Source organism: Xanthomonas sp. SHU 199, from assembly GCF_000364665.1.
Classification (GTDB): domain Bacteria; phylum Pseudomonadota; class Gammaproteobacteria; order Xanthomonadales; family Xanthomonadaceae; genus Xanthomonas_A; species Xanthomonas_A sontii.
In genome coordinates this window covers 1-21,280 of sequence record NZ_AQOI01000558.1, presented here as the reverse complement: position 1 = coordinate 21,280, position 21,280 = coordinate 1, and the positions used below count along the sequence as shown (strand labels likewise).

The following is a 21,280-nucleotide window of genomic DNA, read 5'->3' as shown; positions in this document are numbered from 1 at the left end:
CCGCTTCGCACGGCGCTGGCCGCGGCCGCCGCTTTGGGCCTGCTGGCACTGGCTGCCGCGGGTCCCGGTCGATCCGTGCCGGTCGCTCCGGCTGCGGCGGCGCCGCCGCCGCCGATCCATCCGGACCGGTGGCCGTCGCCGGCCTGGCCATTGAAGGAGGATCCGGCACTGGAGGCGCGCATCACCAAGCTGATGGCGCAGATGTCGGTGGAGCAGAAGGTCGGGCAGACCGTGCAGGGCGACATCGGCAGCATGACCCCGGAGGACGCGCGCAAGTACCACATCGGCTCGGTGCTGGCCGGCGGCAATTCCGATCCCGGCGGCAAGTACGACGCCAGCCCGGCGCAGTGGCTGGCGCTGGCTGATGCCTACTACACGGCGTCGATGCAGACCGACGGTGCCGGACCTGCGATCCCGATCATCTTCGGCATCGATGCGGTGCATGGGCAGAGCAACATCGTCGGCGCCACCCTGTTCCCGCACAACATCGGCCTGGGCGCGACCCGCGACCCGGAGCTGATGCGCAAGATCGGCGAGATCACCGCCGCCGAGACGCGTACCACCGGCATGGAGTGGACCTTCGCCCCGACCGTGGCGGTGCCGCAGGACGACCGCTGGGGCCGCACCTATGAGGGCTATTCGGAGTCGCCCGAGGTGGTGGCCAGCTTCGCCGGCAAGGTGGTCGAGGGGCTGCAGGGCGTGCCCGGCACGCCGGGTTTCCTGGACGGGTCGCACGTGATCTCCTCGGTCAAGCACTTCCTCGGCGATGGCGGCACCACCGACGGCAAGGACCAGGGCGATACCCGGATCAGCGAGCAGCAGCTGCGCGACATCCACGGCGCCGGCTATCCGCCGGCGATCGCGGCGGGGGCGCAGACGGTGATGGCCTCGTTCAACAGCGTCAACGGGGTCAAGATGCACGGCAACAAGGTCATGCTGACCGACGTGCTGAAGGGGCAGATGCATTTCGGCGGCTTCGTGGTCGGCGACTGGAACGGCCACGGCCAGGTGCCCGGCTGCCGCAACGACGATTGCCCGGCCGCGTTCAACGCCGGCGTGGACATGCTGATGGCCCCGGACAGCTGGAAGGGCGTCTACGAGAACGCGCTGAAGGCGGTGAAGTCGGGGCAGATCCCGATGGCGCGGCTGGACGATGCGGTGCGGCGCATCCTGCGAGTCAAGCTGCGCCTGGGCCTGTTCGAGGCCGGCAAGCCGTCGCAGCGTCCGCTCGGCGGCAAGTTCGCGCTGCTTGGCGCGCCCGAACACCGCGCGGTGGCGCGGCAGGCGGTGCGCGAATCGCTGGTGCTGCTGAAGAACCAGGGGCAGCTGTTGCCGCTGAAGCCGCAGCTCAAGCTTCTGGTGGCCGGCGACGGCGCCAACGACATGGGCAAGCAGGCCGGCGGCTGGACCCTCAACTGGCAGGGCACCGGCACCAAGCGCGCCGACTACCCCAACGGCACCACCATCTGGGAGGGCCTGCAGCAGCAGGTCGGCGCCGCCGGCGGCAGTGCCGAGCTGGCGGTGGACGGCAAGTTCACCAGCAAGCCGGACGTGGCGGTGGTGGTGTTCGGCGAGCATCCCTACGCCGAATTCCAGGGCGACATCGCCACGCTGCTGTACAAGCCCGGCGACGACAGCGACCTGGAACTCATCAAGTCGCTCAAGGCCCAGGGCATCCCGGTGGTGGCGGTGTTCCTGAGTGGGCGGCCGCTGTGGGTGAACCGCGAGATCAACGCCGCCGACGCCTTCGTCGCGGCCTGGTTGCCGGGCTCCGAAGGCGCCGGCATCGCCGACGTGCTGCTGCGCAAGCCGGACGGCGGTGTGCAATACGACTTCCACGGCAAGTTGAGCTTCTCCTGGCCGCGCACCGCGGTGCAGTTCGCCAACAACGTCGGGCAGAAGAACTACAGCCCGCAGTTCGCCTTCGGCTATGGCCTCACCTACGAAGACAAGGGCGATCTGAGCCGGCTGTCCGAGGTGTCGGGCGTGTCCGGTGCGCAGGCGGTGGGCGGGGTGTACCTGGACCGCGGCAAGCCGGCGGCGGGCATCAACCTGATCCTGTTCGGCGGCACGCAGGCCAATCTGCCGGCGGCGACCTTCCCGGCGGCACTGGCCGACGGATCGCTGAAGGTCACCGCGATCGACCACAAGGCGCAGGAGGATGCGCGCCGCTTCGTCTGGTCCGGCAGCGGCACGTCCGGGTTGGCGCTGGTGTTGCCCAAGCCGCTGGACGTCTCGCGCGAGAGCAATGGCGACGTGCAACTGATCCTGACGTTGAAGGTGGACGCAGCGCCCGGCGCAGCCGCGCGCATCGGCGTGGCCTGCGGCCACGACTGCGGCGCGCGCGTGGATCTGGGCAAGGCCTTGGCCGCGCTGCCCAAGGGCGAGTGGCGCACGCTGGGCGTGCCGTTGAAGTGCTTCGCGGTGGCCGGCGCCGACCTGACCCGGCTCGAGCGCCTGCCGCTGATCGAGAGCGACGGCGCGCTGGATCTGTCGCTGTCGCGGATTGCGCTGGGCAGCAGCAACGACGCGCAGCGCGTGGTCGACTGCCCGCTGCATTGAGCGGCGGCGAACGGTTTTCTTGAACGAGCGGCGCCGCCCACGCGGGCGGCGTCATGGACAACGGTGCGACAGGGCTGCGGCCCGTAGGAGAAGGCAGTGGGGTTGGCGACGTTGGATGTGGCGATCGTGGTGGTCTACCTGGCGGGCATCTTCCTGCTCGCGCAATGGGTCTCGCGGGAGAAAGCCGGACACCGCAAGAGCGCGGAAGATTACTTCCTGGCCAGCAAGACGCTGCCGTGGTGGGCGATCGGCGCCTCGCTGATCGCGGCGAACATTTCCGCCGAGCAGATCATCGGCATGGCCGGTTCCGGTTACGCGATCGGCTTGGCGATCGCCTCCTATGAGTGGATGGCGGCGCTGACCCTGCTGATCGTCGGCAAGTTCTTCCTGCCGATCTTCCTGCGCAACGGCATCTACACCATGCCGCAGTTCCTGGAGCAGCGCTACGGCAAGTGGATCCGCACGCTGATGGCGGTGTTCTGGCTGCTGCTGTACGTGTTCGTCAACCTGACCTCGATCCTGTGGCTGGGCTCGATCGCGGTGAGCCAGGTCACCGGTATGGACCAGACCCTGGCGCTGGCGCTGATCGGCGTGTTCGCGCTGGTGTACCAGCTGTACGGCGGGCTCAAGGCGGTGGCGCTGACCGACATCGTCCAGGTCACCCTGCTGGTGCTGGGCGGCCTGCTGGTCGCCGGGCTGACCCTGTCGCGGATCGGCGACGGTGCCGGCGTGCTCGCCGGCTTCCGCCACCTGTGGAATGCGCACCCCGAGCACTTCCACATGATCCTGTCCAAGGACAACCCGTTCTACAAGGATCTGCCGGGCCTGAGCGTGCTGATCGGCGGCCTGTGGGTGATGAACATCAGCTACTGGGGCTTCAACCAGTACATCATCCAGCGCGCGCTGGCGGCCAAGAACATCGGCGAGGCGCAGAAGGGCATGGTGTTCGCCGCGTTCCTGAAGCTGCTGATGCCGGTGGTGGTGGTGGTGCCGGGCATCGCCGCGGTGGTGCTGGCGCCGGACCTGGCCAAGCCCGACCAGGCTTATCCGACCATGATGCAGTTGCTGCCCAGCGGCATCCTCGGCCTGGTGTTCGCCGCGCTGGTGGCGGCGATCGTGGCCTCGCTGGCGTCCAAGATCAATTCGGTGGCGACCATCTTCACCCTGGACTTCTACGCCAAGTTCCGCCCGCAGGCCGACCAGCCGCAGCTGGTGCGGGTCGGCCGCGTGGCCGCGGTGACCTCGGTGCTGATCGGCATCCTCACCGCGCGGCCGCTGCTGGGCAATTTCGACCAGGGCTTCCAGTTCATCCAGGAATTCACCGGCTTCTTCACCCCGGGCGTGGTGGTGATCTTCATGCTCGGCCTGTTCTGGAAGCGCGCCAACGAGGCCGGCGCGCTGACCGCGGCGATCGGCTCGGTGCTGCTGTCGTTCGCGCTCAAGAAGCTGTGGCCGGAACTGCCGTTCATGGACCGCATCGGCCTGGTGTTCGTGCTGTCGCTGGTGGCGGCGGTGCTGGTGTCGCTGCTGACCCCGCAGGCGCCGGCGCGCGACCTGATCCGCACCGACGACGTGCGCTACGGCACCACGCTGGGCTTCAAGCTCGGCGCCGCGGCGGTGATCGCGATCCTGGTGGCGTTGTACGCGGTGTTCTGGTGAGCCACGGGCGGGCCGTGGCGCGGCACGCTCAGGCGTCGTCGCCCTGCCACGGCTCGGCCAGCCAGGCGTCGAGCGCCTCGGCCGGCATCGGCCGCGCGATCCAGTAGCCCTGGCCTTCGTCGCAGCCCCAGTCGCGCAGCATCCGGTACACGGTTGCGCTCTCGATGCCCTCGGCCACCACCTGTTGGCCGAAGTCGTGGCCGAGATGGATCATCGACGGCACCAGCATGCCGTCGCTGCGGCTGCCGGGCAGGGCGCGGATGAACGACTGGTCGATCTTCAGCGCGCTGGCCGGGATGCTCTTGAGATAGCCGAGGTTGCTGTAGCCGGTGCCGAAGTCGTCGATGGCGATCTTCACCCCGAGCGCGCTGATCTGCTGCAGCTGTTCGGCCACCCGTTGCGGATCGCGGATCATCGCGCTCTCGGTGAATTCGATCTCCAACGCGCCGGGCGCCAGCGCATGCTGCTGCAGCAGCGCCTGCAGCCGGGCGATGAAGTCGGCCTGTTCCAGGTCCACCGCCGACACGTTCAGTGAGACGCTGAAGGTATAGCCGCGCTGCTGCCACAGCGCCGCCTGGGCGATGCCGGTGCGCAGCACCCAGGCGGTGATGCGGCTCATCAGTGCGGTCTTTTCCGCCAGCGGGATGAAGTCGTTCGGCGCCACCGTCCCGAGCAAGGGATGCTGCCAGCGCAGCAGCGCTTCCACGCCCACGCATTCGCCGCTGCGCAGGCTCACCCGGGGCTGGTAGTGCAGGCTCAGCTGGCCGCGCGCCTCCAGCGCTTCGGGCAAGGCGGCCAGGATCCGGAAGGCATTGCGCTGGTTGGCGTCGTGGTTGCGCTCGTACAGGCTCCAGCGCTGCCCACGCTGGCGCGCCATGTCCACCGCGGTGGTCAGCGAGCGCACCGTGTGATTGGCGCTCAGCGCCCCGTCCAGACGCACCGCGCCCAGCGAGGGGCTGGCCGCATGCGGAATGCCCTGGTGGTCGATCGCCGCGGCGAAGGCGTCGCAGAGGTGCTCGCACCAGTACTCCAGATGCGCGGTGTCGCTGCCTTCCATGATGAACACGAAGGTGGTGGTGTCGATGCGGTACAGCGGCAGGTTGCCCAGCGCCTTGCGCAGGCGGTCGCGGGTGGCCAGCAGGTAGCCCTCGGCGTACTCCCAGCCCAGCGCCTTGACCATGTCGCGGAAATAGTCGATGCCGCACACGTCGATCGCCACCGCGGTGTCGTGGTGGTCGGCGGTCTGCAGCGACAGCCACATGGTCAGGTCGTCGTTGAAGCGGCTGCGGTTGGGCAGGCCGGTCAGCGCATCGACGAAGCCGCTGTTGCGCAGGGTGTCGATGCGCACCATCAGCAGGTCGCGCAGGTCCTGCAGGGTGCGGCGCGCCACCTCGTCGAACTCGTGGCGCGGCTCGCTGTCGATCACGCACAGCGTACCCAGGCTGGCGCCATCGGCCATCAGCAGCGGCGCGCCGGCGTAGAAGCGGATGAACGGCGGGCCGGTGACCAGCGGGTTGTCGCGGAAACGCGGATCCTGGCGGGCATCGGGCACCACCATCAGTTCCGGGCTGTGGATCGCATAGGCGCAGAACGCCTGGCTGCGCGGCGTCTGCGGAACCTCCAGGCCGACCCGGGACTTGAACCACTGGCGCTGTTCGTCGATCAGCGAGACCAGCGCGATCGGCACCCGCAGGTAGCGGGACGCCAACTGCGTGACCAGATCGAAGACCTGGTCGGCCGGCGTGTCCAGCAGACACAGCTGGCGCAGGGCGCTGAGCCGTTGCGGCTCGTCCAGCAAGGCGGGTGGGGGAGACTTCAGCATGCCGGGTTATCGGCCCGGTGCCAGGGGACTTGAGCGCCGGCCGGAAGAGCGGTTCAGACCACCGCCGCGCCGCCCGCCTCAGCGTGGCGGATCGCGCTGCGGGCTGGGCCGCTTGGCCAGCTTGCGCTGCAGCGAGCGGCGGTGCATGCCGAGCAGGCGCGCGGCGGCGGAGACGTTGCCGCCGGTCTCGTGCATGGCCTGCTGGATGTGCTCCCACTGCAGGCGGCTGAGCGGGGTCATCGCGTCCGGCACGTCGCTGCCGTCCTCGTCGTCGTCCTCCTCGGCCTCCAGGCCGATCGCGCGCAGGATCATCGGCACCGTGGCCGGCTTGGGCAGGTAGTCGTCGGCGCCGAGCTTGATCGCCTCCACCGCGGTGGCGATGCTGGCGTAGCCGGTGACCAGCAGGATCCGCATGTCGGCGCGGATCGCGCGCAGCGGCTGGATCAGCGCCAGGCCGGATTCGTCGCCGAGCTTGAGGTCGATCAGCGCATAGTCCGGCGGCGCCTCGGCGGCCAGCGCCAGTGCGGCGGCGGCGCTGTCGGCGGTGCGCGTCTCCAGGCCGCGGCGGGCGAGGGTGCGCTGCAGGGTGCGCAGGTACAGCGGATCGTCGTCGACCAGCAGGCCCAGCGGGGTGTCGGTGTTCATGCGGAGGTCTCCAGGGCGAGCAGCGGCAGGCGGAAGCCGACCCGGGCGCCGTGGTCCGGCGCCGGCTCGGTCCACAACTCACCGCCCAGGCGTTCGATGGTCGCATGCGACAGCGCCAGGCCCACGCCCATGCTCTCGGGCTTGCCGCTGCGGAACAGAGTGGCCGGCAGGCCGACCTGGTTGGCGTCGAAGCCGCCGCCGTAGTCGCGCACCTCGCCGACCAGTTCGCTGCCGGTGACCCGCACGTTCAGGTCCACCTGCGGGTGGCCTACGCGTTCGCCGGCGTCGGCGGCGTTGTTCAGCAACACCTGCAGCAGATGGCCGATGGCGCTTTCCATCCGCAACTGCAGCGGCGCGTCGTCGTTGCGGCGCAGCCGCACGGTCGGCCGCACCAGTTGCCACTGGTGCAGTACCTGCGCCAGCGACACCGTCTGCCCGCCGGCGCGCTGCGCCGGTGCGGCCAGCGCCAGCACCCGTTCGCGGCACTGCACCAGCAGTTCGCGCAGGGTGTCCAGGTCCTCGCGCAGCTCCGGCTGGGTACTCTGTTCGGCGATGTCGTCGGTGAGCAGGGTCATCGTCGCCAGCGGTGTGTTCAGCTCGTGCGCCACCGACGCGGCATGGGTGGCCAGGGCGACGATGCCCTCGTTGCGGGTGAAGCGCTCCCGCAGCAGCGCCAGCTCGCGCTCGCGCTCGCGCATGGCCATCGCCAGGCGGGTGGAGAACACCAGCACCACCACCGTGGACAGCAGGAAGTTGGCGGCCATGCCCCAGCGCTGCAGGTCCAGCGCCTGGTAGGGGCCATGCGGCAGCGGCAGGCCGAACAGCGCGCTGACCGCATAGCCGGCCACGCAGGCCAGCGCCACCGCCAGCGCCCAGCGCAGCGGCAGGGCCAGCACCGCCAGCGCGATCAGCACCAGGAACAGCGAGCCGAAGGCGTTGCCGATGCCGCCGCTCCAGCCGACCATCCAGGTCAGCACGGTCACGTCGACCAGGATGTGGCCGAAGGCGGTGGCCGGCGCGGCCGAGTCGGCATGGCGCAGGCGCAGTTGCGCGTACAGGTTGAACAGCGCCAGCACCGCCACGCCGGCCCACAGCGGCGCCTGCGGCAGCGGCAACTGCAGCGGCCAGGTCGCCACCAGGATCGTCGCGGCCTGACCGGCGGTGGCCAGCCAGCGCAGGCTGCACAGGGTGCGCAGGAAGGAGGCGTCGGTGGAATCCATGCTGCGCATCGTATGCGCTGGACCCGGGGGCTGCCTGCGACAAACCGTCGCAGCGGTGCCGCCTGGCTGAATCGGCGGTGCCGGCGCGTGCGGCAGGAGCGGCCGCGCAGGCTAAAATGGGCGCATGTACGATGCCGTCAGCCGCCCCACGCCTCCCGCCGATGCCGCGCCCTGGGCGCGCCGTCTCACCCAGCCGGTCCGCATCGGCGGCGTCACCATGGGCGGCGGCAAGCCGGTGGTGGTGCAGTCGATGACCAATACCGACACCGCCGACGTCGCCTCCTCGGTCAAGCAGGTGGCCGAACTGTGGCGCGCCGGCTCGGAACTGGTGCGCCTGACCGTCAACAATCCCGAGTCGGCCGCGGCGATCCCGCGCATCGTCGACAAGCTGCGGATGATGGGCATCGAGGTGCCGCTGATCGGCGACTTCCACTACAACGGCCACCAACTGCTGGCGGCGGAGCCGGCCTGTGCCGAGGCGCTGGCCAAGTACCGGATCAATCCCGGCAACGTCGGCTTCGGCAAGAAGAAGGACACCCAGTTCGCGCAGCTGATCGAGTTCGCGCTCAAATACGACAAGCCGGTGCGCATCGGCGCCAACTGGGGTTCGCTGGACCAGGCCCTGGCGGCGCAACTGATGGACGAGAACTCGCGGCGCGAAGTGCCGTGGGATGCCGGCCGGGTGCTGCGCGAGGCGCTGATCCGCTCGGCGCTGGACTCGGCCGAGCGCGCGGTGGAACTGGGCCTGGGTCGCGACCGTATCGTGCTCAGCTGCAAGGTCAGCGGCGTGCAGGAATTGATCGCGGTGTATCGCGACCTGGCGCAGCGCTCGGACTTCGCCCTGCACCTGGGCCTGACCGAGGCCGGCATCGGCAGCAAGGGCATCGTCGCCTCCAGCGCGGCGCTGGCGGTGCTGCTGCAGGAAGGCATCGGCGACACCATCCGCATTTCGCTGACCCCTGAGCCGGGGCAGTCGCGCACGCAGGAAGTGATCGTCGCCCAGGAACTGCTGCAGACCACCGGCCAGCGCGCCTTCACTCCGCTGGTCACCGCCTGCCCGGGTTGTGGCCGCACCACCTCCGAGTTCTTCCAGGAGCTGGCCAAGGTGGTGCAGAACCACGTCCGCGCGAAGATGCCGGAGTGGAAGGTGACCCATCCCGGCGCCGAGAGCATGACCCTGGCGGTGATGGGCTGCGTGGTCAACGGGCCTGGCGAGTCGCGCCACGCCAACATCGGCATCTCCTTGCCCGGCACCGGCGAGGCGCCGGCCGCGCCGGTGTTCATCGACGGCGAGAAGAAGGTGACCCTGCGCGGCGAGAACATCGCCCACGAGTTCGTGGCGCTGATCGACGAGTACGTCGAACGCACCTATGTCCGCCGCACCGGGTGAATCCGCCGCCGAGGCGGCCGGCCTGCGCCGCTGGCTGCGGCTCAATGCCTGGCGCGTGGTGCTGCTGTTCGCCGGCGTCCTGCTGCCATTGGGCGTGTTCGTGGCCCTGGCCGACGAAGTGCATGCGCTGGAAGACCTGTATTTCGACGAGCCGCTGCTGTGGAGCATGCGCGGCCTGACCAGCCCGGGCTGGGATCGTTTCTTCACCGTGGTCACCGAGGCCGGCTACCAGTATGGCGTGATCCCGCTGGATACCTTGATCGTGCTGGTGCTGCTGGGCCTGCGCCGCTGGCGCGAGGCGCTGTTCGCCGCGTTGTCCTTCATTGGCTCGGCGCTGCTGAACATGGGCGCCAAGCAGTTCTTCCAGCGCGACCGGCCCAGCCTGTGGGAGTCGATCGCGCCGGAACACCACACCTTCAGTTTTCCCAGCGGCCACGCGATGGGCTCGCTGACCCTGGCGGCGGTGCTGATCGCGCTGAGCTGGCGCACCCGCTGGCGCTGGCCGGTGCTGTGGCTGGCCGGCAGCTTCACCCTGCTGGTCGGGGTGTCGCGGGTGTACCTGGGCGTGCATTACCCCTCGGACATCCTCGGCGGCTGGAGCGCGGCGCTGGTGTGGGTGGTGGGGCTGTACCTGCTGCTGTTCCGCGGCGAGCGCCGACCGCGCTGGCGCGCGCGGCGCGCGTTGGCATAATTTCCAGTACGCGCCAATCCACACTGCTGGCGCTCGCTGTGCCGTCGCCTCCAAAACCTGCGAAGGATGAACACATGACCAGATCCGAGCGAGCGTGTCAGATTTGGGCAGTGCTGGCGTGGGCGGCACGCCATCGCCAGTCTTTAACCTACTCCCAGTTGGCCGCACTCACGGGCGCACATCGCGCGGGTCTCGGTCAGCTACTTGAGCCTATTCAGTCGTATTGCTTGCTAAATCAGCTGCCCCCGCTCACAGCGATAGTCGTACAGCAGGAGTCGGGTTTGCCGGGAAGCGGCTTTATTGGGGCCACTGCAGAAGAGTTGGGTAGGGCGCAAATGGCGGTTTTCGGATGTGACTGGCTCGCGCATGGCAATCCTCAGCCTGAAAGGTTCGAAGCTGCTGTTCGCGAACGTCCGTCCAATGGAGAGAATTGATTTCTTCCGCCTCATGGTGCGGGCAGCGCTTTATGTAAGTGCAAAGCGGTCCACTCACTATTTGTAAAACGGGAGAAGTATTTCCTCTGCTGATGTTGCTCGAGCGTTCGCTGCAGTCTCCGCTACCAGCTCGAACTGGCGCCGCCGCCGCCGGAGCTGCCGCCGCCGGAGGAGGAGTCGCTGCTGGAACTGGAGGACGACGAGGATGAGGACGATGCCGCGGACTCGGCCGCGGCGCGTTCCCTGGCGGCTTGAGCGGCATGGTAGCTGGCGGTGTAGGCGAACACGCCGGGCGCGGTCTCGGCGATATGGCCCTTGCGGATCAGCGCATTGCGCCGCCGTGCGAGCGCCTGCAGGAAGCGGCTGTAGCGCTGCGGCGAGCGGTAGCGCTGCGCGGCGATGGCCAGGGTCAGTACCAGGATCAGCAGTTCCAGTGCCAGGAAGATCACCGTCATCGTCATCGACCTGGCCGACAGCAGCACCACGAAGACGCCGGGGTTGGCGCTCAGGAACAGGCGGATGAACCATGCCCAGAAACCGCCGCGCGCGGTGTCCTGGACCAGTTCCTCCGGCTTGTCCGACAGGCGCGGATGCCGCCGCAGCAGACGCCTGCGCAGATAGCCGGTCCAGGCCTTGCGCAGCGGCAGCAGCAGCCACACCAGCACCAGCAGACCCGCCCAGGCGATGGCGCCGCGCCGCCAGTGCATGCCGTCGTCGGCCGCTTGCGCCAGTTCGGCGACGGCGGCGGGATCCTGCGCGGCGGCGCGGCCCATGAAGTCGAACGCGGCGACGATCGCGTCGGCGGTGTCGCCCTGGCGCAGGCGCGGCGCCAGGTAATCGTCCAGCGCGTGCCGGGCGACCACGTCGGGCAGCGCGCCCTCCAGGCCGTAGCCGACTTCGAAGCGCGAACGCCGGTCCTGCATCGCCAGCACCAGCAGCAGGCCGTTGTCGCTGCCTTGGCGGCCGAGCCGCCAGGTGCGGAAGGCGCGCTCGGCCAGGCGCTCGATCGGTTCGTCCTGCAGCGACGGCACGATGTAGACCGCGCCCCAGATGTGCTGGCGTTCGCGCAGGCGCTGCAGTGCCGCGTTGATCCGCTGGGTGTCGTCCGCACTGAGCGTGCCGGCGGGGTCGACCACGTTCGGCGTGTAGGGCGGAATGGCGACGGCGCAGCGGCCGAGCGCCGGCCACAGCAGCAACGCCAGCACCAGCAGGGCGCTCAGCCGGAACGGCGCCCAGCCGCGCGGCACGCTGGCGGCGCGGCGCGGGCCGATGGCGGCGGCATGTGCGGCCTGGCTGCGCATCGCTAGGCCAGGCTGTACAGGGCGGCGGCACGCGCGTGCAGCGCGGTGGTGTCGAACAGCGGCACCGCCGCGTCGGCAGGGCCGACCAGCAATCCGATCTCGGTGCAGCCCAGGATCACCGCCTCCGCGCCTTGCGCCTGCAGTCCTGCGATCACCTCGCGGTAGCGCAGCCGCGACGGCGCCTGCACCACGCCCTGGCACAGTTCCTCGTAGATGATGCGGTGCACGTCCTCGCGCGCCGGCGCATCCGGGATCAGCACGTCGAAGCCGCGCCGTTGCAGCCGTTCGCGGTAGAACGCCTGCTCCATGGTGAAGCGCGTGCCGAGCAGGCCGACGCGGACGATGCCGGCGGCCTGCAACGCATCGGCGGTGGCATCGGCGATGTGCAGCAGCGGCAACGGGACCGCGGCGGCGATCGCGTCGGCGACGCAGTGCATGGTGTTGGTGCACAGCACCAGGAAATCGGCGCCGCCGGCCTGCAGCGCGCGCGCCGAGGCTGCCAGCGCGGCACCGGCCGCGTCCCAGTCGCCGTCGCGCTGGTACTGCGCGATCTCGTGGAAGTCCACGCTGTGCAGCAGCAGCTTGGCCGAATGCAGTCCGCCCCGTTGTGCGCGCACCGTCTCGTTGATGTGCCGGTAATAGGGCAGGGTGGATTCCCAGCTCATGCCGCCGATCATGCCGATCGTCTTCATCGTGCGTCGCTTGCCGCCGTGTCGAGTGCGCGAGGATGGTAGCGGCATCGGTCGCGTGCGGCGACCGCGCGCGGTGCCTGTGTCGGCGATCGTCGGGACGCCGCGGCGCGACGCGGCGTCATGCGCACCACTAGGCGTCCAGGGTCGGCGGCGTGCCGGCCCCGGCGCGCGCTGCGCGCCGTGCCAGCACCGCCTCGCGGTGGGCGATGTAGGCGTTGGCGCCGAGGATCACCAGCGCGCCCAGCACGGTGCCGCCGTCCGGCGTCTCGTCGAACAGCCACCAGCCGAACAGCGCCACCAGCGGCAGCTGGGTGAAGCTGATCGGGGTCAGTGCGGAGACCTCGCCGAGGCGCAGCGCATGCGTCCACAGCAACTGGCCGAGGGTGCCGAACAGGCCGGTGGCCAGCAGCCACAGCCAGTCGATGCCGTGCGGCCAGCGCCACACGAACAGCGCCGGCAGCAGCGACATCGGCACCCAGAACGCGTAGGTGTAGAACACCACCGTGTTGGCGGCGTCGACCCGCGCCAGTTGCTTGATCTGGATCGCGACCAGGGCGCTCGTCACCGCGGCCAGTACCGCCACCAGGGTGCCGGGGCTGAACGTGGCGGCGCCGGGACGCACGATCAGCAGTACCCCGACGAAGCCGCACAGCACCGCCAGCCAGCGCCGCAGGCGCACCGTCTCGCCCAGCCACAGGGCGGCGGCCAGGGTCGCGAACAGCGGGGTGGAGTAGGACAGCGCGATCGCCTGCGACAGCGGCAGATGCCCGATCGCCCAGAACCCGGCCAGCATCGACACCAGGCCGATCGCGGTGCGCAGCAGGTAACGCGGCAGTTGCGCGGTGCGCGGCCATGGCCGGCCCGGGCGCAGCAGCATCGGCAACAGGAACAGCAGGCCGAACAGGTTGCGGAAGAAGGCGATCTGCAGCGTGGACAGCTGCGCCGACGCCAGCCGGATCGCCACCACCATCAGTCCGAAGGCCATGGTGCTGGCCAGCATCAGCAGCGCCGCGCGCAGCGGCGTGGGCGCGGCTACCACTGTGCGCCGACGATGCGCGGCTCCGGCTCCAGGATGACGCCGAAGCGCTCGCTTACCGAGGCGGTGATGCGCCGCGCCAGTTCCAGCAGCTCGGCACCGCTGGCCTGGCCGTGGTTGACCAGCACCAGCGCGTGCGCGGCGGACACGCCGGCATCGCCGTCGCGGTAGCCTTTCCAGCCGCAGGCCTCGATCAGCCACGCCGCCGACAGCTTGCGCTGGCTGTCGTCGTCGCCGGGAAACACCGGCAGTGCCGGGTGTTCGTGTTGCAGCGCCAGTGCCTGTTCCAGCGGCAGCAGCGGGTTCTTGAAGAAGCTGCCGGCGTTGCCGAGCACGTCCGGGTCGGGCAGCTTGCGCCGGCGGATGTTGATCACCGCCTGGGCCACGTCGGGTGCGCCGGGGGGGGCGATGCCCATCGCCTGCAGTTCCTCGCCGATGCCGGCGTAGTCCAGGCGCAGCGCGTGCAGCCGCGGCAGGTTGAACTCCACCGCGGCGATCAGGTAGCGGTCGGGCTGGCGCTTGAACAGGCTGTCGCGGTAGCCGAACTCGCAGGCGGCCGCGTCCAGCCGCACGAAGCGCGCGTCGGCGCGGTCGTAGGCCTCGACCACGTGCACGAACTCGCCCATCTGCGCGCCGTAGGCGCCGATGTTCTGGATCGGCGCGGCGCCGACCGTGCCGGGGATCAGCGCCAGATTCTCCAGGCCGGACAGGCCCTGCGCCAGCGACCACATCACCAGCTCGTGCCAGCCCACGCCAGCGCCGGCGCGGACGATGGCGTAGTCGGCGCGGTGCTCCAGGGTGTCGATGCTGCGGTTGGCGAAGCACAGCACCACGCCCGGCGCATCGCCGGCGAACAGCATGTTGCTGCCGCTGCCCAGCGGCAGCAGCGCGGCGCCGGCCAGCTCCGGCGCCAGCAGCGCCTCGGGCAGCGCCTCGGGCGCGAAGATCTGCAGCAGCCACGGCGCCTGCGCGGCGACGTGGAAGGTGTTGAGCGCCTGCAGCGGCGCCTGCGCGGTGAGCGACCAAGCCGTCGTGCTCATGGGACGACCACGTCCCCGCGGCTGGGCGCTTCGCGGCGCCGGCGCATCGCCTCCACGCACTCGCCGATCAGCTCCGGTCCGCGGAACACCAGGCCGCTGTAGCACTGCACCAGGGCCGCGCCGGCGGCCATCTTCGCCACCGCGTCGGCACCGGAGAGGATGCCGCCGACGCCGATCAGCGGGATGCTCTCGGGCAGGCGCGCGCGCAGCCGGCGCAGCACCAGCGTGGACTGGCCCAGCAGCGGCGCGCCGGACAGGCCGCCGCTTTCGCTGCCCAGCGGTTCGTGCTCCAGGCCGGGGCGGGCGACGGTGGTATTGGTGGCGATCACCCCGTCCACCTGCAGGTCCGACAGCACCCGCGCCGCCGCGTCGATGTCGCTGTCGCTCAGGTCCGGCGCCACCTTGACCAGCATCGGCACGCGCTTGCCGTGGCGCGCCGCCAGCGCTTCCTGCGCCTCGCGCAGGCGCGCGATCAGCTGCCGCAGCGCCTGTTCCTCCTGCAGCTCGCGCAGGCCGGCGGTGTTGGGCGAGGAGATGTTGACGGTGACGTAGTCGGACAGCGCATAGACCTTTTCCAGGCAATGCAGGTAGTCGGACGCGGCGTCCTCGTTCGGGGTGTCCTTGTTCTTGCCGATGTTGATGCCGAGCAGGCCGCGCCGGCGCCGCGCGCGCTCGACGTTGCGCACCAGCGCGTCCACGCCCAGGTTGTTGAAGCCCATGCGGTTGATCACCGCCTGCTGCCGCGGCAGCCGGAACATGCGCGGCTGCGGATTGCCGGCCTGCGCGCGCGGGGTGACCGTGCCGATCTCGACGAAGCCGAAGCCCAGCGCCAGCAGCGCGTCGATGTGCTCGCCGTTCTTGTCCAGGCCCGCGGCCAGCCCGACCGGGTTGGGAAACTCCAGGCCGAAGGCGCGCGTGGGCATCGGTGCGATCGTGCGCGCCAGCAGCGGATTGGTGCCGGTGCGGTAGGCCAGCTCGATCGCGCGCAGGCCCAGGGCATGCGCGCGCTCGGCGTCGAAGGCGAACAGGAACGGTCGGGCGAGGGAGTACATGGCGTGGCTCAGTTCAGCGTCCCGGCGAAGGCGCGGGTGCGGTAATGGAACGCGACGACGCCGTCGCGCTGGTGCCGGTCGAACAGCGCGCGCAACGCGTCCAGCATCGGCGCATGCTGCGGGTGGCCGGGCAGCGGCGCGTAGGAGGAGGACAGCAGGCGTCCGCGCAGCGCCTCGAAGTCCATGCGCTGCGCGTTGGGGAACTGCGCGGTGCCGCGCAGGCCGGCGCCGAACCAGCGCTGCATGGTGGCATCGTCGTGGTAGCGCTCGGCCACCGCGCTGTAGTCGGTGCCGTACTCCAGCAGCAACTGCTCGTAGCCTTCTAGGAACGGCGTGGCGTCGAGCAGGCGCGAGTTCCAGTACACCAGCGCCAACCCGCCCGGACGCAGCACGCGTGCCCATTCGCGGCGCACCGCCTCCAGGTCGAACCAGTGGAAGGCCTGCGCGGCGCTGACCAGGTCCACGCTGGCATCGGCCAGGGTGGTGGCCTCGGCGCTGCCGTCGATGGCGCGGAAGCCCGGCAGGTCCTGCAGCAGCGCCACTGCGGCCTCGCGCATCGCCGCGTTCGGCTCCACGGCCAGGGCCGGATGCCCGGCCTGCAGGAACAGGCGGGTGGAGATGCCGGTGCCGGCGCCGATGTCGGCGACCAGCGCATCGCGCGCCACGCCCAGCTCGCCGTGCACCCAGTCCAGCAGCGCCGCCGGATAGCTGGGGCGGTAGCGCACGTAATCGGCGACGCGGTCGCTGAAGCGTTCCCGCGGCGCGGCGGCGTCCCGGCTCACGACTGGGTGCTGGCGAACCAGGCCAGCCCGCCGAAGAACAGCACGAAGGCCAGCACGGCCAGCACGGCCAGCACCACCGCGGCCCAGCCCAGGATCAGCCCGCCCACCGCCAGGCCATCGCCCTGGAAGCGCTGCGGCTGGCGGCGGATCTCCGCCCTGGCCAGATGCCCGGTGATGATTGCGCCGAGGCTGCCGAGCACCGGCATCAAGGTCCAGCCGAGAATGCCGGCGATCAGGCTGACCACCGCCAGGGAATTGGTCTCGCGCACCTGACTCATCGCTGTCGCTCCTTGCAGAAGGAAAGGGGGCGGCGGCCGCAGGGTGCGGGCCGCCGCGCTCGCCGCGTTACAGATCGAACTTGATGCCCTGCGCCAGCGGCAGCGAGTCGGAGTAGTTGATCGTGTTGGTCTGCCGGCGCATGTACACCTTCCACGCGTCCGAGCCGGATTCGCGGCCGCCGCCGGTGTCCTTCTCGCCGCCGAAGGCGCCGCCGATCTCGGCGCCGGAGGTGCCGATGTTGACGTTGGCGATGCCGCAGTCGCTGCCGGCCGCGGACAGGAACTTCTCCGCCGCCTTCAGATTCTGGGTGAAGATCGACGAGGACAGGCCCTGCGGCACGCCGTTCTGCATGTCGATGGCCTCGTCCAGGGTGCTGTACTTCATCACGTACAGGATCGGCGCGAAGGTTTCGTGCTGGACCACTTCATCGCTGTTCTTCAGGCCGGTGACGATGGCCGGCAGCACGAAGTTGCCCGGGCGGTCCAGGGCGGTGCCGCCGGTCTCGATGGTACCGCCGGCGGCCTTGGCCTTGGCGATCGAGTCCAGGAACTGCTCGACCGCGCCGCGGCTGTTCAGCGGGCCCATCAGGTTGGCAGGGTCGGTGGGATCGCCGATCTTGCCTTCGACCTGCTTGTAGGCTTTGACCAGGGTGGCCAGCACGGTGTCGTAGATCGATTCGTGCACGATCAGCCGGCGCGTGGTGGTGCAGCGCTGGCCGGCGGTGCCGACGGCGCCGAACACGATGCCGGGCACCGCCAGCTTCAGGTCGGCGCTCTCGTCGAGGATGATCGCGTTGTTGCCGCCCAGCTCCAGCAGGCAGCGGCCCAGCCGGCGCGCGCACTTCTCGGCGACGACGCGGCCGACCTGGGTGGAGCCGGTGAAGCTGATCAGCGGGACGCGGGTGTCCTCGACCAGGCGCTCGGACAGGGCCACGCCGGCGTCGTTGATCAGGAAGAAGATGTCCGGGAAGCCGGCGTCGCGCAGCGCCTCGTTGCAGATCTTCATCGACGCGATCGCGGTCAGCGGGGTCTTGTTGGACGGCTTCCAGATGCAGATGTCGCCGCAGATCGCCGCCAGGAACGCGTTCCAGCTCCACACCGCGACCGGGAAATTGAACGCGCTGATGATGCCGACCAGGCCCAGCGGCTGGTACTGCTCGTACATGCGGTGGCCGGGGCGCTCCGAATGCAGGGTGTAGCCGTACAGCATGCGGCTCTGGCCGACCGCGAAATCGGCGATGTCGATCATCTCCTGCACTTCGCCGTCGCCTTCCGGCTTGCTCTTGCCCATTTCCAGCGCGACCAGCGAGCCCAGTGCGTCCTTGTGCTTGCGCAGCGCTTCGCCGCACAGCCGCACCGCTTCGCCGCGGCGCGGCGCCGGGGTGGTGCGCCAGACCTTGAACGCGGCCTGGGCGCGGGCGATCACCGTTTCGTAGTCCTGCTCGGTGGTGGCCTGGACGTCGGCGATGATGTCGTTGCTCGACGGGTTGAGCGGCTGCAGCACGCCGGCGCCGGTGGCGCTGGACCACTCGCCATTGCCGAGATAGGTGCCGGAGTTGGTGGCGGCGAGGCCGAGCGCCTTGAGCAGGTCAGCGGACATGGAATCTCCTGGGTTCGTTGCGACAGGGAAGGCGACCGCAGGCGGGGGACGCGGGACGCGCAGCCGGCAATTTTAGCAGACCGGACGCATCCGGCCGCCGCCGCTGGCGGGGGCGGCTGGCGAGCGAAAAAAACGCGTGGGCATGCCGTAGAATCCCCGCCAGGCCAATGGCCCCGTAGCTCAGCTGGATAGAGCGGTCCCCTCCTAAGGGACAGGTCGTGCGTTCGAATCGCGCCGGGGTCACCATTTCGTGCATGCCGTCCGCCGCGGCCGCGGCGCCGCCAGCGGCCATCGCGTTGCCTGCCCATGCATCCTGCGCAGCGGCCGCGATGGTGAGTCGCGCGGTGTCCGATCTGTCTGCAATAACGTCCTCTACACCTTGTACCGACGCGGCCTGAGCATCGTCCTGCGTAGGCTGCGTCCGTCGGCCACTGCGCTTGGCGGCGATTCGCGCCGCGAACTCTACTTATTGCAGTGCCGATGGACGACGAGGACGGAGTCGCCTCCGCCATGTCCGCCACCAGCGTCCCGACCGCAACTCCGTGCGGCGGGACGATCGCCGCCGCGCATCGGCGGTCCTGATCGCCTCGGGCCTGGCGTGATCGCCGGCTTGCCGGCACGCCCGCAGCGATTCCCGCCCCTATGCGAAGCAGGAGTCACAGATGAAAACAGCGATGAAGATGGTCCTGGTCGGTTCGATGCTGGCCGCGCTTGCGGCCTGCAAGCGCGACGGCGACCAACCGGCCACCGATCCGAATGCGGCCAACCCGCCCGCAGCGGCCGACGGCAGCCCGGCAGGCGGCAGCACCGCCCCGGCCGGCACCACCAGCGGCGATGCCAGCGGCACCGCGACCGGGCAGGGCACGATGCAGGGCCAGGACGCGTCGCAGGGCGTACCGCCGACCACGACGTCTCCGACCAGCCCGACTACCCCCCAGGATCTTGCGAACCCGGATCCGCAGCAGCAGCCGCCGACCGATCAGAAGCAGCAGTAAAGGTTGCGCAAAACGCGCGGCGCCGGCGGCGTCGCGCGTTCGCTGCGCGCCGACGCTCAGGCCCGGGTGGACGGCGTTGCGTGTCGCTCGGTGCACCCTGCTTGGCGCCCTTAACGTCGTGTTTCCTGGCTTGGCGCGATAGTCACTTTTGCAACCGTTTGCCAGGGCCGCAGCGCCGATGCTGCGGTCGCACACGCGGCGCTTGACAGCGCCCCGGCGCATGATGTCCTCTTGCGTCCATGCCTCTGGTCTTCGCCCCTATCGCCATCTCGCTTCCGCGCTCGCTTCGGCACGCGGCGGGCGCTGCTGCGGGCATTACCACCGGTATTACCACCCTCACCATTCGCCCGGTGCGGCCCGTCGTCTTCGTCTGATCGTCGAACACCACGGCCCCGCACCCGGATCAGGATGCGGGGGAATCCCTCAGCCTGATGCGAGCGGGGCCTCCACTCCGAGGTCTTCCATGTCGCCCCCCGCCGTCGCTCCTGCTGTCGCCGCTTCGCCTGATTCCGCCGTCGATCCCGCGCTCGCCGCCGCCACCGTCGTGCACAAGTTCGGCGGCACCTCGGTGGCCGATGCCGAACGCTACCGTCATGTCGCGCAACTGCTGTTGGCGCGTCCGGAACGTCTCCAGGTCACCGTCGTCTCGGCGATGAAGGGCGTCACCGATGCGTTGATCGGCCTAGCCGAACTGGCCGCGCGCGGCCACGGCGACTGGCGCGAGCGCTGGCACGAGACCCGTGCCCGCCATCGCGCCGCCGCAGTGGCCTTGCTCGGCGAACATGCCGGCGCCACGGTCGAATGGCTGGACGCGCGCTTCGAGCACCTGGCCGAGATCCTCGCTGCGCTGGCGGTGATCGGCGAACTGCCGCGGGAAGTGCTGGACCGCGTGCAGGGGCTGGGCGAGGTGTACTCGGCGCAGCTGCTCGGCGACCACCTGCGTGCGCTGGGCGAGGAGTGTGCGGTGCTGGATGCGCGCGAGGTCTTGGTGGTCGATCGCGGCGAACTGGGCGTGGACGTGGACTGGTCCGCCAGCGCGCAGCGCCTGGCGCAATGGCGCGCGGAGCACCCGCAGCCGCGCATCGTGGTCACCGGCTTCGTCGCCCGCGACCGCGCCGGCCGCATCACCACCCTCGGCCGCAACGGCAGCGACTACTCCGGCGCGATCTTCGCCGCGCTGTTCGACGCCGCCGAGCTGCACATCTGGACCGACGTCGACGGCGTGCTTTCGGCGGACCCGCGGGTCGTGCCCGAAGCGGTGCAACTGGAAACGCTCAGCTACGACGAAGCCTGCGAACTGGCCTATTTCGGCGCCAAGGTGGTGCATCCGCAGACCATGTCGCCGGCGATCGAACGCGGCCTGCCGATCATCATCCGCAACACCTTCCAGCCCGAGCACCCGGGCACCCGCATCACCGCCAGCAGCGCCACCAGCGGCCCGATCAAGGGGCTGACGCTGAGCCCGGACCTGGCCGTGCTCAACCTCGAAGGCACCGGCCTGATCGGCGTGCCCGGCACCGCCGAGCGCGTGTTCGCCGCACTGCGCAACGCGCGGGTGTCGGTGGTGATGATCTCGCAAGGGTCGTCCGAACATTCCATCTGCTGCGTGGTGCGCCAGAACGAGGCCGAACGTGCGCGCGACGCGGTGCTCTCCGCGTTCGCCCACGAACTGGTGGTGGGCCAGGTGCAGCGCGTGCAGTTGACCACCGGCATCAGCGTGCTGGCCGCGGTCGGCGACGGCATGACCGGGCAGCCCGGCGTGGCCGCGCGGCTGTTCGAGTCGTTGGGCCGCGCCCAGGTCAACATCCTGGCGATCGCGCAGGGCTCGTCCGAGCGCAACATCTCGGTGGCCATCGACAGCGCGCACGCGACCAAGGCGCTGCGCGCCGCGCATGCCGGCTTCTGGCTGTCGCCGCAGACCTTCTCGGTCGGCGTGATCGGGCCGGGCAACGTCGGTGCGGCGCTGCTGGACCAGTTGCGCGCCGCGCAGCCGCAACTGCTGGCCAAGGCCAACCTCGACCTGCGCCTGCGCGCGGTCGCCTCGCGCAGCACGATGCGCCTGGAGCCGCGGGCCTTCGCCG

The 21,280-nt window shown here is 70.1% G+C and carries 17 protein-coding genes and 1 tRNA gene; 7 read left to right on the top strand and 11 right to left on the bottom strand.

Translation table 11 applies throughout. The features are described from left to right. Positions 1 to 2,562 (top strand): glycoside hydrolase family 3 N-terminal domain-containing protein (locus D183_RS0116625; RefSeq protein ID WP_026144563.1); only part of this gene is annotated, 2,562 nt, incomplete at its 5' end. Between the two features lie 96 nt (positions 2,563 to 2,658). Then, positions 2,659 to 4,221 carry a sodium/sugar symporter gene (locus tag D183_RS0116620; protein WP_026144562.1) on the top strand — a complete coding sequence of 521 codons (1,563 nt, stop codon included), beginning with the start codon at positions 2,659 to 2,661 and terminating at the stop codon, positions 4,219 to 4,221. A gap of 28 nt (positions 4,222 to 4,249) precedes the next feature. On the opposite strand, the gene D183_RS0116615 is transcribed toward D183_RS0116620, so the two are convergent. From D183_RS0116615 to D183_RS0116605, 3 genes are all read right to left on the bottom strand, one after another. Beyond that, entirely contained in the window at positions 4,250 to 6,043 is a 1,794-nt protein-coding gene (locus D183_RS0116615) for a putative bifunctional diguanylate cyclase/phosphodiesterase (protein WP_026144561.1), read from the bottom strand. 78 nt (positions 6,044 to 6,121) lie between these two features. Beyond that, positions 6,122 to 6,688 (bottom strand): response regulator transcription factor, encoded by a 567-nt coding sequence (locus tag D183_RS0116610; protein WP_017909993.1) that lies wholly within the window; start codon positions 6,686 to 6,688, stop codon positions 6,122 to 6,124. Next, complete coding sequence (locus tag D183_RS0116605) at positions 6,685 to 7,908, bottom strand: ATP-binding protein (RefSeq protein WP_026144560.1); 1,224 nt, start codon at positions 7,906 to 7,908, stop codon at positions 6,685 to 6,687. Before D183_RS0116605 ends, D183_RS0116610 begins: the two co-directional genes overlap by 4 nt. 124 nt (positions 7,909 to 8,032) lie before the next feature. On the opposite strand from D183_RS0116605, the gene ispG reads away from it, so the two are divergent. Continuing rightward, positions 8,033 to 9,298, top strand: a complete 1,266-nt coding sequence (gene ispG / locus D183_RS0116600; protein WP_017909991.1) for a flavodoxin-dependent (E)-4-hydroxy-3-methylbut-2-enyl-diphosphate synthase — start codon at positions 8,033 to 8,035, stop codon at positions 9,296 to 9,298. After that, complete coding sequence (locus D183_RS0116595) at positions 9,279 to 9,989, top strand: phosphatase PAP2 family protein (RefSeq protein WP_017909990.1); 711 nt, start codon at positions 9,279 to 9,281, stop codon at positions 9,987 to 9,989. Before ispG ends, D183_RS0116595 begins: the two co-directional genes overlap by 20 nt. A gap of 556 nt (positions 9,990 to 10,545) precedes the next feature. Here the strand turns inward: D183_RS0116595 and D183_RS0116590 are convergent. From D183_RS0116590 to amaB, 8 genes are all read right to left on the bottom strand, one after another. Then, positions 10,546 to 11,724: a TPM domain-containing protein gene (locus tag D183_RS0116590; protein WP_017909989.1), complete on the bottom strand. Its 1,179-nt coding sequence runs from the start codon at positions 11,722 to 11,724 to the stop codon at positions 10,546 to 10,548. Between the two features lie 2 nt (positions 11,725 to 11,726). Then, complete coding sequence (locus D183_RS0116585; RefSeq protein ID WP_425509034.1) at positions 11,727 to 12,464, bottom strand: aspartate/glutamate racemase family protein; 738 nt, start codon at positions 12,462 to 12,464, stop codon at positions 11,727 to 11,729. Positions 12,465 to 12,546: 82 nt separating this feature from the next. Beyond that, entirely contained in the window at positions 12,547 to 13,455 is a 909-nt protein-coding gene (locus D183_RS0116580) for a DMT family transporter (RefSeq protein WP_017909987.1), read from the bottom strand. Beyond that, positions 13,449 to 14,492, bottom strand: coding sequence for a UDP-N-acetylmuramate dehydrogenase (gene murB, locus D183_RS0116575; RefSeq protein ID WP_017909986.1), 1,044 nt, complete (start codon positions 14,490 to 14,492; stop codon positions 13,449 to 13,451). The genes D183_RS0116580 and murB overlap by 7 nt, the downstream gene beginning before the upstream one ends. Further along, on the bottom strand, positions 14,489 to 15,544 hold the full coding sequence (locus D183_RS0116570) for a quinone-dependent dihydroorotate dehydrogenase (protein ID WP_017909985.1): 1,056 nt from the start codon (positions 15,542 to 15,544) through the stop codon (positions 14,489 to 14,491). The genes murB and D183_RS0116570 overlap by 4 nt, the downstream gene beginning before the upstream one ends. A gap of 8 nt (positions 15,545 to 15,552) precedes the next feature. Then, positions 15,553 to 16,326, bottom strand: coding sequence for a class I SAM-dependent methyltransferase (locus tag D183_RS0116565; protein ID WP_017909984.1), 774 nt, complete (start codon positions 16,324 to 16,326; stop codon positions 15,553 to 15,555). Further along, positions 16,323 to 16,604 (bottom strand): DUF4190 domain-containing protein, encoded by a 282-nt coding sequence (locus D183_RS0116560; RefSeq protein ID WP_017909983.1) that lies wholly within the window; start codon positions 16,602 to 16,604, stop codon positions 16,323 to 16,325. The genes D183_RS0116565 and D183_RS0116560 overlap by 4 nt, the downstream gene beginning before the upstream one ends. 67 nt (positions 16,605 to 16,671) lie before the next feature. Beyond that, positions 16,672 to 18,204, bottom strand: coding sequence for an L-piperidine-6-carboxylate dehydrogenase (gene amaB / locus D183_RS0116555; RefSeq protein WP_017909982.1), 1,533 nt, complete (start codon positions 18,202 to 18,204; stop codon positions 16,672 to 16,674). Positions 18,205 to 18,373: 169 nt separating this feature from the next. Between amaB and D183_RS0116550 the strand changes: the two genes are divergently transcribed. The 3 genes from D183_RS0116550 to D183_RS0116535 form a co-directional block, all read left to right on the top strand. Then, positions 18,374 to 18,450, top strand: a tRNA-Arg gene (locus D183_RS0116550). A gap of 416 nt (positions 18,451 to 18,866) precedes the next feature. Then, positions 18,867 to 19,199: a hypothetical protein gene (locus D183_RS0116545; protein WP_232757298.1), complete on the top strand. Its 333-nt coding sequence runs from the start codon at positions 18,867 to 18,869 to the stop codon at positions 19,197 to 19,199. A gap of 463 nt (positions 19,200 to 19,662) precedes the next feature. Then, the coding region (locus D183_RS0116535) for an aspartate kinase (protein ID WP_026144558.1) at positions 19,663 to 21,280 on the top strand (1,618 nt) is incomplete at its 3' end.